The organism is Nocardioides sp. WJ219 (assembly GCF_058559815.1).
In genome coordinates this window covers 215027-227659 of the sequence record NZ_JBZUJV010000006.1, presented here as the reverse complement: position 1 = coordinate 227659, position 12633 = coordinate 215027, and the positions used below count along the sequence as shown (strand labels likewise).

Annotated in this window: 13 protein-coding genes; 2 read left to right on the top strand and 11 right to left on the bottom strand. The window is 74.4% G+C overall.

Going from position 1 to position 12633, the window contains the following annotated elements; genetic code table 11:
- Positions 1 to 66 precede the first annotated feature (66 nt).
- Positions 67 to 915 (top strand): sterol desaturase family protein, encoded by an 849-nt coding sequence (locus tag AC4MBH_RS15940; RefSeq protein WP_491795891.1) that lies wholly within the window; start codon positions 67 to 69, stop codon positions 913 to 915.
- Between the two features lie 79 nt (positions 916 to 994).
- Here AC4MBH_RS15940 and AC4MBH_RS15935 read toward each other — a convergent pair whose 3' ends face one another.
- Positions 995 to 1585, bottom strand: coding sequence for a DUF998 domain-containing protein (locus AC4MBH_RS15935; RefSeq protein ID WP_491795890.1), 591 nt, complete (start codon positions 1583 to 1585; stop codon positions 995 to 997).
- Positions 1586 to 1744: 159 nt separating this feature from the next.
- Between AC4MBH_RS15935 and AC4MBH_RS15930 the strand changes: the two genes are divergently transcribed.
- Entirely contained in the window at positions 1745 to 2065 is a 321-nt protein-coding gene (locus AC4MBH_RS15930) for a putative quinol monooxygenase (RefSeq protein WP_491795889.1), read from the top strand.
- Positions 2066 to 2098: 33 nt separating this feature from the next.
- Here AC4MBH_RS15930 and AC4MBH_RS15925 read toward each other — a convergent pair whose 3' ends face one another.
- From AC4MBH_RS15925 to AC4MBH_RS15880, 10 genes are all read right to left on the bottom strand, one after another.
- A complete protein-coding gene (locus AC4MBH_RS15925; RefSeq protein WP_491795888.1) occupies positions 2099 to 3004 on the bottom strand; it encodes a hypothetical protein in 906 nt (301 codons plus the stop codon).
- 62 nt (positions 3005 to 3066) lie between these two features.
- Complete coding sequence (locus AC4MBH_RS15920) at positions 3067 to 3831, bottom strand: glucosamine-6-phosphate deaminase (protein WP_491795887.1); 765 nt, start codon at positions 3829 to 3831, stop codon at positions 3067 to 3069.
- A complete protein-coding gene (locus tag AC4MBH_RS15915) occupies positions 3831 to 4706 on the bottom strand; it encodes an N-acetylglucosamine-6-phosphate deacetylase (RefSeq protein WP_491795886.1) in 876 nt (291 codons plus the stop codon). Before AC4MBH_RS15915 ends, AC4MBH_RS15920 begins: the two co-directional genes overlap by 1 nt.
- Entirely contained in the window at positions 4703 to 5599 is an 897-nt protein-coding gene (locus tag AC4MBH_RS15910) for an ROK family protein (protein WP_491795885.1), read from the bottom strand. Before AC4MBH_RS15910 ends, AC4MBH_RS15915 begins: the two co-directional genes overlap by 4 nt.
- Positions 5596 to 6999 (bottom strand): glycoside hydrolase family 3 N-terminal domain-containing protein, encoded by a 1404-nt coding sequence (locus AC4MBH_RS15905; protein WP_491795884.1) that lies wholly within the window; start codon positions 6997 to 6999, stop codon positions 5596 to 5598. The genes AC4MBH_RS15910 and AC4MBH_RS15905 overlap by 4 nt, the downstream gene beginning before the upstream one ends.
- Positions 6996 to 7832, bottom strand: coding sequence for a carbohydrate ABC transporter permease (locus AC4MBH_RS15900; RefSeq protein WP_491795883.1), 837 nt, complete (start codon positions 7830 to 7832; stop codon positions 6996 to 6998). The genes AC4MBH_RS15905 and AC4MBH_RS15900 overlap by 4 nt, the downstream gene beginning before the upstream one ends.
- Positions 7829 to 8806, bottom strand: coding sequence for a carbohydrate ABC transporter permease (locus AC4MBH_RS15895; protein ID WP_491795882.1), 978 nt, complete (start codon positions 8804 to 8806; stop codon positions 7829 to 7831). The genes AC4MBH_RS15900 and AC4MBH_RS15895 overlap by 4 nt, the downstream gene beginning before the upstream one ends.
- Before the next feature lie 49 nt (positions 8807 to 8855).
- The gene (locus AC4MBH_RS15890; RefSeq protein WP_491795881.1) at positions 8856 to 10154 is read right to left on the bottom strand and encodes an extracellular solute-binding protein; all 1299 of its coding nucleotides are present in this window, start codon (positions 10152 to 10154) and stop codon (positions 8856 to 8858) included.
- A gap of 94 nt (positions 10155 to 10248) precedes the next feature.
- Entirely contained in the window at positions 10249 to 11394 is a 1146-nt protein-coding gene (locus AC4MBH_RS15885) for an ROK family transcriptional regulator (RefSeq protein ID WP_491795880.1), read from the bottom strand.
- 125 nt (positions 11395 to 11519) lie between these two features.
- Complete coding sequence (locus tag AC4MBH_RS15880) at positions 11520 to 12617, bottom strand: serine aminopeptidase domain-containing protein (protein WP_491795879.1); 1098 nt, start codon at positions 12615 to 12617, stop codon at positions 11520 to 11522.
- Positions 12618 to 12633 lie beyond the last annotated feature (16 nt).

The following is a 12633-nucleotide window of genomic DNA, read 5'->3' as shown; positions in this document are numbered from 1 at the left end:
CCGCCACCCTACCCAGCGATATGAACACGTGGTAACTTACCACAAAGTCATATCGAAGGAGCCGCCGTGGACGCCCTGCTCGACCCGCTGAAGAACCCCGTCATCTACGCCCTGCCGTTCTTCGTGCTCTCGATCCTGGTCGAGCTCGCGGCGCTGCGCTGGCTCGACCACGACGACGTCACCGGCTACGAGCGCCGCGACGCACGCACCTCGCTCACCATGGGCGCGGTGTCGCTGGTCTTCAGCCTGGCGCTCAAGGTCGGCTCGTTCGTGGTCTACAGCGCGGTGTTCGTGCACCTGGCGCTGTGGGAGCTGCCCACCGACACCTGGTGGTACTGGGTGCTGCTGGTCGTCGTGGTCGACCTGTCGTTCTACTGCTCCCACCGCTTCGTGCACCGCGTCAACATCGGCTGGGCCGCCCACCAGGCCCACCACTCCAGCGAGTACATGAACTTCGCGACCGCGCTGCGGCAGAAGTGGAACCCGTGGTTCGAGTTCTTCTTCTGGCTGCCGCTGCCCTTCCTCGGCTTCCCGCCGTGGACGATCTACGTCGCCTTCGGCGTCAACCTCGTCTACCAGTTCTTCACCCACACCGAGCTGGTCGGGACGCTGCCGCGACCCGTCGAGTACGTGCTCAACACGCCCTCGCACCACCGCGTCCACCACGGCTCCGACCCGGAGTACCTCGACAAGAACTACGGCGGCATCCTCATCGTCTGGGACCGGCTGTTCGGCACGTTCGTGGCGGAGCGGCAGCGGCCGACGTACGGGCTGACCACGCCGGTCCAGACCTACAACGTCCTCAAGCTCCAGTACGGCGACTACGCCCAGATCGTCCGGAACGTCCGGGCCGCCACGCGCTGGCGGCATCGCGTGGGCTACCTGTTCGGCCCCCCGGGCTGGCGGCCGTACTGATCTGATCTGATCTGATCTGATGGTCGGCCGGACGGGCGGATTGCGTCCGGCGTCGGGACGGCCTCGGCGGTGGACCAGCTCAGCGGCCGACGTCGGCCGCAAGAAATACCGCCCGCCGGCCGACGGCAGCAGCTGCGACCGCGACCAGCACGGGCCACAGCGCCAGCCGCTCGAGGGCGCCCGACCCGGTCAGCACGAAGCCGACCGCGCCGAGGCCGGTGACCATCGCGGTCGCCAGCAGCCAGCCGGCGAGACGGGGCCGGACGGTCCGCTGCCCGACAGCGAGCAGCAGCAGCGCGAGCGGCTGGGCGACGAACAGCGGCGTCGCCGCGAGCGTGTGCAGCCCGGCGTCCTGGTCGAGCGGCGCGAGACCGGTCGCGACCGAGCTGAGCCCGGAGACGACCAGCAGCGCCGCCGGCCAGGTGCCGAGCCGGCGCCGCAGCAGCACCGAGCCCGCCGCGAGGAGCACGCCGAACAGCACGAACGCGGCGTTCATCAGGTCGTGCCGCGGCGAGCACGAGGACGTGCAGGTCAGGTTGCCGAGCTCGGAGACCGAGTCGTCGACGAGGCTGTAGCCGGTCGCCGCGGCTGCCACCACCAGCTCGACGGCGACGTACGCCGGGCGGACGGCGAGCAGCAGCACGCCCACGCGCTCCCAGGTCGTCAGCACCCGACGATCTTGCGCACACCGACGACCAATTGTCTGTCTCCGCGCCGCGGCTCACGCGTGGCGATCGGCCCAGGAGCGACTTTCGGTCGTCGCTGTGCGTGTGACGACCGGCCGCGCCGGGCTGGCCGTCGGCACGCCACCGCTGGCAGAGTCGTCGCCATGATCCTCATCGTCGTGAAGTGGCAGGTGAAGCCCGAGCACGCCGACGCGTGGCCCGAGCTGACCAGGGAGTTCACCGAGGCCACCCGGGCCGAGCCCGGCAACAAGTTCTTCGAGTGGTCGCGCAGCGTCGACGACCCGGAGCAGTACGTACTGATCGAGGCCTTCGACGACGACGCCGCGGGCCCGCACGTGCAGAGCGAGCACTTCAAGAAGGCCCAGGCCGAGCTGCCGCAGTACGTCGCAGCGACCCCGCAGATCCGCAACTGGCAGGACCAGCCCGAGGAGTGGCACGAGCTCGGGGAGTTCCAGGTCGGCTGACGGCCGACCGACGACCCCGGCGCGTCCTCCGGCTCAGCCGCGCGCGGACTCGAGGGCGTCGAGGTACTCCTCCTCGGTGGCGCCCTGGATCTGGGTGGACGGCGTCCCGAGGAGCGGTACGCCGAGGTTGAGGACGAACCACCGGTCGTCGTACCGGGCCAGCATCGCCCCGCCCAGCGCCGGCCCGGCCGGCGTGTCGAGGAACATCCCCAGCTCCTGCAGCTCGTCGGCGCCGTAGATCGCCGCCTGCAGGTCGAGCTGGTCGGCGTAGACCTCCTCCTCGCGGTCGATCGCGTCGACGCGCACGACCCCGAGGTCCTCGAGCCGTCCGGGGTCCAGCTCGTCCACCAGCTGGCCGGCGGTCAGGTCGTCGTCGAGCGCCGTGGGCTGCAGCTGGTCGCGGTCGGGCGCCAGGACGCTGCGCACCACCGCCCGGAGCTGGTCGGCGACGGCGCCGCGTCGCAGGTCCTCGTTGATCTCGGTGAAGCCGTCGGACGACGCCGGCAGCCAGGTCTGGTAGGTGACGCTCCGCAGGCGCTCGGCGAACGCCTCGAAGTCGTAGGCCTCGACCATGGGTCCGACCACGAAGGCCTCGGCCGCGGCGGCCGCGTCGTCGGCGGCCAGGCGCTCGACGACGTGGGTCAGCGCCTCCTCGGGGGTCTCGAACCCGTCCCCGTCGGTGGGCGCTCCGCCGGACCCGCCGGACGACCCGCCGGACGACCCGGCCGACGGCTCGGGGTCGGACGACTCGTCGTCGGCCAGGACGACGACCAGCGCCACGACTGCGGCGAGGGCGACCAGGGCCGACCCGGCGGCGACCAGCCACGGCACCCGCGAGCGCGGTGCGCGCGCGGGCGGACCGGACGGCGGCGGACCAGTCGGCGGCGGACCGGACGGCGGCGTCCACGGGGTCTGGTCGGGGCGGTCGGAGCCGGGCATCGGAGCCCCTTTCGGCAGCGGTGGGAGCGCACCGTACCAAGGGTCCAGGCGTCGGAACCGGATCAGAGCCCCTGCCAGTCGGGCTTCCCGGCCCACACCTCGGTGTAGTGCTCCCACCGCTCCAGGCGCGACCCGGCGGCGCGGTCGACCAGCACGGTGGCGTGCGGGTGCAGCTGCAGCACCGAGGCCGGGCAGGAGGCCGAGAGCGGGCCCTCGACGGCGGCGGCGACGGCGGCCGCCTTGGCCCCGCCGGTGGCCAGCAGGAGCAGGTGCCGGGCGTCCAGGACGGTGGCGAGGCCCTGGGTGAGCGCGTGGCGCGGCACCTCCTCGACCGACCCGAAGAACCGGGCGTTGTCGGCACGGGTCCGGGCCGTGAGGGTCTTGACCCTGGTGCGGGACGCCAGCGACGAGCCCGGCTCGTTGAACGCGAGGTGGCCGTCGGAGCCGATGCCGAGCAGCTGCAGGTCGACGCCGCCGGCCTCGGCGATCAGCCGCTCGTACGCCGGGCCGGCGTCGGGCAGCAGCGCGGGGTCGGGTCCGTGCACCCGGGCGGGGTCGATGCCGAGCGCGTCGGTGCACTCGCGGCGGATGGTCGCGCGGTAGGACTGCGGGTGGTCGGCGGGGAGGCCGACGTACTCGTCGAGCAGGAACACGCTGACGCCGGTCCACGCGACCTGGCGCCCGGCCAGCTCGCGGTAGGTCGGCACCGGCGTCGACCCGGTGGCCAGGCCGAGCACGGTGCCGGGGCGGCGGCGTACCTGTGCCTCGACGACGTCGGCGGCGAGCCGGGCGACCGCCTCGGCGTCGGGGAGCGGCACGACCTCCATCAGTCCCCCAGCCCGAGCAGCCGCAAGGGGGTCCGCGTCGCCGTCGCCCGCGCCTCGGCGTCGGTGCACCCGGTGGTCGCGCGCAGCAGCTCGAGGTTGTGCGGCAGCGGCGAGGCGGCGCCGGCCAGCGTGCCGTCGTCGAGGCGTACGGCGCCACCGGCGAGCACCACGTCGTGGTCGCCGAGCCGGGTGCGGCCGTCCGGCAGCCCGAGCGCGGCCGTGGCGTCGGTGACCGACACCAGCCGCTCCGGCCCCAGCACCCGCCACGCCAGCCGGACCAGCTCGGGGGCGAGGTGGTGCCCGTCGACGATCAGGCCGCACACCAGGCCGGCGTCGAGCGCCGCCAGCGCGGCGCCCGGGATCCGCGGCGTGCCGAGCGGCATCGCGTTGAACAGGTGGGTGGCGGCGGTGGCGCCGGCGTCGACCGCGCGGCGTACGTCGGCGGCGCCGGCGTCGGTGTGACCGATCGCGACCACCACCCCCGCCGCCACCAGGTGCTCGACGACCTCGATGGCACCGGGCAGCTCGGGGGCCAGGGTCACCATCGCCACGCCGGCCGCGCGGGTCCAGCCCTCGACCACCTCGGGCGGCCGCAGCCAGGCGGGCGGGTGCGCACCGCGACGCCCGGGTGCCAGGAACGGGCCCTCCAGGTGCAGGCCGAGCGGGCGCGCACCGGTCCAGCCCGGCGGCGGTCCGGCGGCCAGGGTCGCGAGCGCGCGGTCGGGCACGTCGGGCGCCGCGGTGATCACCGTCGGCAGCCACGACTCGACGCCGTGGGCGGGCAGCATCGCGCCGACCTCCCAGAGCCGCTCGGGCTCGCTGGTCAGGTCGATGCCGCCGGCCCCGTTGACCTGCAGGTCGACCAGCCCGCTCACGGCGCCCGCCCCAGCAGCGCGGCCCCGACCGCGGCGACCGGTACGTCGGCCGGCACCACCGAGACCCGGTCGGCGAGCCCGAGCGCCGACAGGAACGGCGAGGCCGTGGCCTGGGCCCGCAGCGCGTCGCGGACGACGTCGCCGAGCGGCTCCCCGAGCTGCGCCACCCCGCCGCCGAGCACGACGGCGTCGACGTCGACGGCCAGGCAGATCACCCGGACCGCGGCGGCGATCCCCGCCGCCAGCCCGTCGCGGACCACGAGGGCGCGGGCGTCCCCCGCGGCGGCCGCGGCGAACAGCGCGACCGCGGGCGGTACGCCGTCCGAGGGCCACGCCCGCGCGACCGCCGACCCGGACGCGATCGTCTCCAGGCAACCCACCTGGCCGCACTCGCAGCGCCGCCCGCCGGGGTCGACCGGGACGTGCCCGATCTCCCCGGCCGCGGCGTGCGACCCGCGGCGCAGCACGCCGTCGAGGACGAGCCCGGCGGCCAGGCCGGTGCCGATGCTGATCAGCCCGACGTCGCGCGCACCCGTGGCCTCGGCCGCCCCGAGGGTCGCGGCGTTGACGTCGTTCTCCACCGCGACGGCGTGCCCGAGGCGGTCGGCCAGCAGCTCGCGCAGCGGCACCCGGTCGTCGAGGCCGAGGTTGACGGCGTGCTGCACCTCGCCGGTCGCGAGGTCGACGAGGCCGGGCACGCCGACGCCGACCGGCCCGGTGGGCTCCCCGCCCACCTCGTCGCGCAGCGCGTCGACGACCTTGGCGACGGTGGCGACGACGCCGTCGGCACCGAGGTGCGACGGTTCGCGCACCTGGGCGACGACCCGACCGCTGGGGTCGAGGGCGACGCCGAGCACCTTGGTGGCGCCGACGTCGAGGCCGAAGCGGGTCACCGGACCACCTCCCGGAGGGCGTCGTACGACGGCCGCGAGCAGCCGTGCGTGACGATGCGGGCCCCTGCACGGGTCCACGGACCCGGCCAGCCGAGCTCGACCACGACGGCCGTGTCGCCCAGCCGGTCGAGCAGGGCACCCACGGCGGGCTGCCGGTGGGCGTCGCGGACCTGGACGACGACCGGACGACCGGCCGCGGCCGCCCGCACCCGGTCGGCGGCGCCGGCGTCGTCGGGCGCCACGTCGAGCGCGCCGGGCAGGCCCCACGGCACGTCGCCGACCGCGATCGTGGCGGCGGTCGTCACGCGCACCAGCAGGGTGTCGGTGAGGTCGGGCAGCTCGCCCTCGACCCGCAGCGCCACCCGGGCGCCGGCGCGCTGCGCGTCGGCGTCGAGGCTCGCGGGCGGGGCGGGGGCGGGGCGTCGGAGCAGCGTCGTACGCCGGGCGGCCTCGGCGAGGCGCTCGACCGGGAGACGACCGTCGTCCACCGCGGCCACCACGGCCGACTGCACCTCGCGCACCAGCGCCGGCGCGACGTCGGCGCCGAGGCACAGCAGGTCGGCGCCGGCGAGGAGGGCGAGCACCGCGGCCTCGGGGACGCCGCCGACGACGGAGGCGCCGGCCATGTCGAGCGCATCGGTCACGATCGCCCGGTCGGGACCGACCCGCTCGCGCAGCAGCCCGACGACGACGGGGCTGAGGGTCGCCGGCCGGTCCGGGTCGAGGACGGGCACGACGAGGTGGCCGGTCATCACCGCGTCGCAGCCGGCGTCGACGGCCGCCGTGAAGGGCACCAGCTCGCGCCCGGCCAGCGTCTCGGCGTCGACGTCGACGACGGGCAGCGCCAGGTGGCTGTCGGTGCGGGTGTCGCCGTGGCCGGGGAAGTGCTTGGCACACGCGGCGGCCCCGGCCCCGCGCAGCCCGGTGACCCAGGCGGCGACGTGGGCCGCGACGACCTCGGGGGCGGTGCCGAAGCTGCGGGTGCCGATCACCGGGTTGTCGGGGTCGGTGTTGACGTCGGCGACGGGTCCCAGGCACAGGTCGATCCCGAGCGAGCGCAGCTCGGAGCCCACCGCGGCGCCGGTGGCCCGCGTCAGGGCGAGGTCGTCGACCGCCCCGAGCGCGGCCGCGCCGAGCACCGGCGACCCGTGCGGGGAGTGGGCGTGCAGGCGCGTGACGTCGCCGCCCTCCTCGTCGACGGCGACCACGAGAGCACTGCTCTCGTCGCGGAGGGCGGTCACCAGGGCCGCCACGTCACCGGTGGTGTTGCTGCCGAAGAGGCAGACGCCGCCGAGGCCGTCGGCGACCAGCCGGCGTACGTCGTCGGCGACGTCGGGGCCCGCGAAGCCAGGCAGGAGCACCCCGAGCGCCAGGCGCTCCGGGTCGGACGCGGGGCTCATCCCTTCACCGCCCCCGCCGTGAGGCCCGCGACCATCCGGCCCTGGACGACCATGAAGAAGACGATCACCGGGATCGCGATCAGCGTGGACCCGGCCATGATCGCGCCCCAGTCGGTGCCGCGGTTGACGTCGGAGAACGTCGTGAGCCACACCGGCAGCGTCTTCTTCTCGTCGCTGGTCATCGTCACCAGCGCGAGCGTGAACTCGTTCCACGACTGGATGAACGCGAAGACACCGGTGGCGACGAGCCCCGGGGCGAGCAACGGGAAGGTGATCCGGAAGAACGCCCCGATCCGCGTGCACCCGTCGACCATGGCGGCCTCCTCGAGCTCGACCGGCAGCCCGGACACGAAGCCGCGCAGCACCCAGATCGTGAACGGCAGCACGGCGGCGACGTAGAGCAGCGTCAACCCGCCGACGGTGTTGGTGAACCCGGCGCCGTCGAGCATCTTGTACTGGCTGATGAACAGACCCTCGGCGGGGATCATCTGCACCACGAGCAGCGCGACCACGAACGACGTCCGGCCACGGAACCGGAACCGCGACAGCGCGACCGCGGCCAGGAACGCGAAGACGATGCAGATCACCACCGTGGCGCCGGTGACCATCAGGCTGATCCGCATCGAGTCGAGGAAACGGCCGTCCTCGAAGACGCGGCGGTAGTTGTCGAGCGTGCCGCCGAAGGGGTGCCAGGACGGGTCGGGCCCGTTGATGTCGCGGCGCGGGCGGAACGACGTCGTCACCATCCAGTAGACGGGGAAGACGAACAGCAGCACCAGGCCGACGCCGGCCAGGTCACTGAGCCGCCGGTGCGCGGTCCGCACCGCGCTCACGACTCGCGCTCCAGCCGCAGCATCTTCACGACGTACGGCGCGGTCAACACGACGGTGAGCACCAGCATGAAGATCGCCGCGGTCGCGGCGGTCCCGAACTCGCCCTCGCTGATGCCCGAGCGGTAGATGTAGGTGCCGAGCAGGTTGGTGTCACGGGTGACGCCGCCGGCGCCCTGCAGCTTGTAGATCTGGGTGAAGACCCGCAGGTCCCACACCACCTGCAGCAGCACCACGACCAGCAGCACCGGCCGGATGCACGGCACCACGACGTGCCGCACCCGCTGCCAGCCGGTGGCGCCGTCGACCTTGGCGGCGTCGAGCAGGTCCTCCGGCACGCCGAGCAGCGCGGCGTGCAGCGTGAAGGCCACGAAGGGCACGCTCATCCACACCACGACCAGGGTGGCGATGAGGAAGAACGACGCCGGCTCGATGAGCCAGGAGTGGCCGGCGTAGTCGGCGCCGAGGCCAGTGAGGATGCGGTTGACGACGCCGTACTGGCTGTCGAAGAGCCACTCCCACACCGTCACCGCCGAGATCACCGGCATCGCCCACGCCAGCAGCAGGGCGGCCTGCACCGCGATCCGCACCGGCTTGGACATCCGCGTCAGCAGCAGCGCGATGCCGAAGCCGATCGCCAGCGTGAGGCCCGCGTTGACCAGGCAGAACCCCACGGTGCGCAGCACCAGGGTCCACAGGTAGGAGTCGGTGAGCAGCGCGCGGTAGTTGTCGAGGCCGACCTGCTCGGCCGGCGCGCCGAACTGCTGCTCCAGCCCGTAGTCCTGGAACGACAGGCTCACCTGCCGCACCAGCGGGTAGCCCAGCGCCAGCGCCAGCGCGCCGAGGGCCGGCACCATCAGCGCGTACGGCGTCAGGCCGCGCGTACGCCGTCCGGCCGGCCGCCGCGCGCCGCGGCGGCGCTCGGGGCGCGGCGTGACCGGCGGCGACTTCCGGTCGGGGGCCGCGAGCAACGACACCTGCTCATCCTCTCTACGTGGTCCAGGTCGACGACGGTGGTCGAGCGGATCAGCCGTTGAGCTGCTCCTCCAGCGCCGCGTCGGCCTCGGCGGCCAGCGCGGCGACGTCGCCACCGCCCGCGATCTCGACGAAGAGGTCCTCGAGGATCCGGGCGCCCTCGACCTTGGCCCAGCCGGCGGCCGGGGGCGTGAGGCGGGCATTGCTGGCGGCGGCGATGGTGGCCTGGGCGAACTCGTCGTCGCCGAGCAGCGAGGTCAGGGACTCCTTGGCCGGCGTGAGGCCGTTCTCGGCGAGGATGGTCTGGTACTCCTCGCTGAGCATCAGCGCGACGGCCTTCTTGGCCAGGTCCTGGTGGGAGGAGTTCTTCGCGACCGCGATGTTGGAGCCGCCGAGCAGCACCGGCGCGGGCGAGCCGTCGTCGCCGGGCAGCGCGAAGACGCCGATCTTGTCGACCATGTCGGGGCAGCCGGCCTCGGGGTCGGAGATCAGGCCGTTGACCCAGCCGGGCGCCGACATCATGCCGACCTCGCCGGCGCAGAACGGGATCTGCGGGTCGGTCTCGTTGCCGTCCTGGGCGGCGCCGGAGGCCTGCTCCATCAGCTCCTGCACCTGCTCGAGGCCCTCGATCGACTCGGGGCTGTCGAGCTGGCCCTCCCAGGTGCCGTCGGACTCCACGGCGAGGTCGCCGCCGGCGTTCCACAGGAACGTGACGCCGTTGCGCCAGTCCTGCCCGGGGAACCAGAAGCCGCTGAAGTTGGCCGGGTCGGGGTTGGCCTCCTTGAGCTGCACGGCGGTGTCGACGAACTCGTCCATGGTGGTCGGCACCTCGAGCCCGGCCTCCTTGAGCAGGTCCTTGCGGTAGAAGACGTACTTCGAGCCGGCGTAGTAGGGGACGGCGTACGTCGCGCCGTCGTAGCTGCCGGCCTCGACGAAGCCGGGCAGCAGGTCGTCGCCGCCGAGCTCGTCGAGCTGGTCGGTGAGGTCGGCGAACGCACCGGCGGTGGTGAAGGTGGCCGACTGGGTGTTGCCGACCTCGACGACGTCGGGGGTCTCGGTCTTGCTCGACAAGGTGGTGGTGAGGCGCTCGACGATGCCCTCCCACTGCTGCTCCTCGATGGTGAGCGTGGAGCCGGGGTTCTGCTTCTCGAACTCGGCCTTGAGGTAGTCGCGGGCGGCCTGGGGCGTGTCGGCGCCGTTGAGCCAGACCCGGATGTCGCCGGTGGCCGGTCCGCCGTCGGTCGGCGAGGAGTCGCCGCCGTCGTCGTCGGAGCCGCAGGCAGTGAGGGAGAGGGCGACGAGCGCCATGAGGCTGAGGGCCGCGACGGGCCGGGTGACGGTGAAGCGCATCGTGGGACTTCCTTCTCTGGTGGTGCGGGTGGGGTGGTGCGGGTGGGTGGTGCGGGGTCGTGCGGGTCGTGCGGGGCTGGTGAGGGGGTGGGGCTCAGGAGACGCCGAGGACGCCGTCGAGGACGAGGACCGTGGCGCCGGCGAGGACGACGTCGTCGCCGAGGGTCGAGGTGCGCACGCGCAGCTCGTCGGCGGTGACCGGCATGGTGCGGGCGCGCAGGGTGGACTCGACGGCGTCGCGCAGGGGCCCGTCGAGGAGCTCGCCGGGGCCCGAGAGCACCAGCTCGTGCAGGTTGAGGGTGGCGACGACGGGGCTGAGCGCGGCGCCCAGGCGGCGTCCGGTGTCGGCGAGGACGCGTCGCTGCTTGGCCGGGTCCCCCTCGACGGCGGCGAGCCGGGTGCGCAGGTGCGGGACGGCGAGCAGCGTCTCCAGGCAGCCGCGCCGGCCGCACGCGCAGGGCTGGCCGGAGGGGTCGACGACGACGTGGCCGATCTCGCCGGCGGCCGCGCGGTGGCCGTGGAGCAGCGTGCCCTCGAGGATCAGGCCGGCGCCGACGCCGGTGCCGACCCGCAGCACCATCAGCCCGCCCCCCTCGGCGCCGCCGAAGGTGTGCTCGCCGAGCGCGGCGGCGTTGGCGTCGTTGGCGACGTACACGGGGAGCCCGGTGTGCGCGGCGAGGTCGCGGGCGAGGGGCTCGTCGTGCCAGCCGAGGTTGGGCGCCTCGAGCACCGTGCCGAGCGCGTCGACGACGCCCGGGCTGCCGACGCCGACGCCGAGCACGGGGGTGGTCGCGGCGGCGGCCAGCTCGTCGACGAGTGAGCGGACCAGCGCGGTCGCCTCCGCCCCGCGCTCACCTCGCAGCGGCCGCTCGGCGCGACCGACGACCCGGCCGGCCAGGTCGAGCAGGGCCCCGCTGAGGCGGTCGACCGCCGAGAGGTCGAGGGCCACCACCCGCGACGACCCGGTGGCGATGCCGACGAGCGTCGGCGGCTTGCCGACCCGGCTCTCCGCCGGCGCGCCCAGCTCGCTCACCAACCCGTCCCCGACGAGCTCGGCGACGAGGTCGGAGACGGTGACGCGGGTCAGTCCGGTCGAGCGCGCCAGGTCGGCGCGACTCGCGGGTCCGTCGTGGAACAGCCGCTGCAGCAGGATCGCTCGGTGGTGCCGGCGCGCGTCCTCCTGCAGGAGCTTGCCGGTGGGCCGGAGCTGGCGGCCACCGGGCCGAGTGGGCTGCGTCACATTTGTTAGTTCACCGCACTAACAAACCCCTGTCAAGCAATTGCCGCTGACCCGTCGCAACGTTGCGACGGGTCAGCGTGAATTCGACGGTGACCCGTCGCAACGATGCGACGGGTCGGCGTGGATCAGCGGACGCGGTCGTCGAGGGAGCGGACGAACCGCAGCACGGTGCGACGGACGGCGGGGGCCTGGCGCTCCAGGGGGAGGGCGCTGCCGGCGCCGGCGAAGGTCCGGCGTACGACGCGGGCCGACGAGGCGGCGCTGGCCGCGCCGTTGCTGCGGGCGTCGGCGCTCCCGGTCAGCAGCAGGGTCGGGACGTCGACGCGCTCGGCGCGGTCGGTGAGCACGGCGGCGGCGAGGCTGGTCACGTCGCCGCAGGGGGTGCTGTTGCGCTGGCGCGTCGCGGTGCGCTTCACGGCCGCCGGCGCCGAGGCGAAGAGGAGCCGTCGGAAGTCGCGCGCCCGGGCGCCGTACGGCGCGTAGCCGGCGCCGCGCAGGCAGGCGGTCGCCTGGCCCTGCAGGGCCTTCCGGGCCAGGCCCGACGGACCGGTCGAGGCCGGCGACATCAGCACCAGGGCCTGGAAGTCGCTGTAGCGCGCGGCCGCGAGCCGGGCGATGGTGGCGCCGGTGCCGTGCCCGTGCACCACCACGTGGGAGGCGTGCGGGGTGGCGTCGTCGCGGCCGCCGGTGACCGTGTAGAGCCCCGAGTAGAGCGACTGCACGACGTCGTGGACCATCGTCGCCTGCGCGCTGAGGCAGGTGTCGTCGCCGTCGCGCAACGGGCTGCGGTCGTAGCCGAGCCGGTCGAGCACCACCGACGTCTCGCCCTGGCGCGCGAGCTGCGTGGCGTAGTCGTACGCCGGGTGCCGGCGCAGGTTGAAGAACCACCCGCCGGTGCCGGCGTCGTGGACGAGCAGGTGGAAGGTCTCGGACCCGGCCTGGCCGCGCACCACCTGGGCCGGCCCGACGAGCCGGGCCCGCACGACGTGCTCGCGACCGTCGGGCGGCTGGAGCAGGCAGGCGCCGAGGCCGGCGATGTTGTTGACCTCGAAGGCGATCTCCTTGCTGGCCACGCGGCGCTGGGCCGGACGGTCGTCGGCGCGACCGTCGCGGTCGGCCGCGGCGACCGGCGCAGGGACGGCGACCAGGGCGGTCACGGCCAGCAGCAGCGCCAGCAACAGGGCCAGCAACAGGGCCGGCGGGGCGAGCACGGGGCGGGTCATGGGTCGACGGTACGAA

Bases quoted from the DNA above. Each gene is read 5' to 3' on its own strand.
- AC4MBH_RS15930 (WP_491795889.1), top strand. From the start codon at position 1,745: ATGATCCTCATCGTCGTGAAGTGGCAGGTGAAGCCCGAGCACGCCGAC.
- AC4MBH_RS15920 (WP_491795887.1), bottom strand. From the start codon at position 3,831: ATGGAGGTCGTGCCGCTCCCCGACGCCGAGGCGGTCGCCCGGCTCGCC.
- AC4MBH_RS15880 (WP_491795879.1), bottom strand. From the start codon at position 12,617: ATGACCCGCCCCGTGCTCGCCCCGCCGGCCCTGTTGCTGGCCCTGTTG.
- AC4MBH_RS15905 (WP_491795884.1), bottom strand. From the start codon at position 6,999: ATGAGCCCCGCGTCCGACCCGGAGCGCCTGGCGCTCGGGGTGCTCCTG.
- AC4MBH_RS15890 (WP_491795881.1), bottom strand. From the start codon at position 10,154: ATGCGCTTCACCGTCACCCGGCCCGTCGCGGCCCTCAGCCTCATGGCG.
- AC4MBH_RS15925 (WP_491795888.1), bottom strand. From the start codon at position 3,004: ATGCCCGGCTCCGACCGCCCCGACCAGACCCCGTGGACGCCGCCGTCC.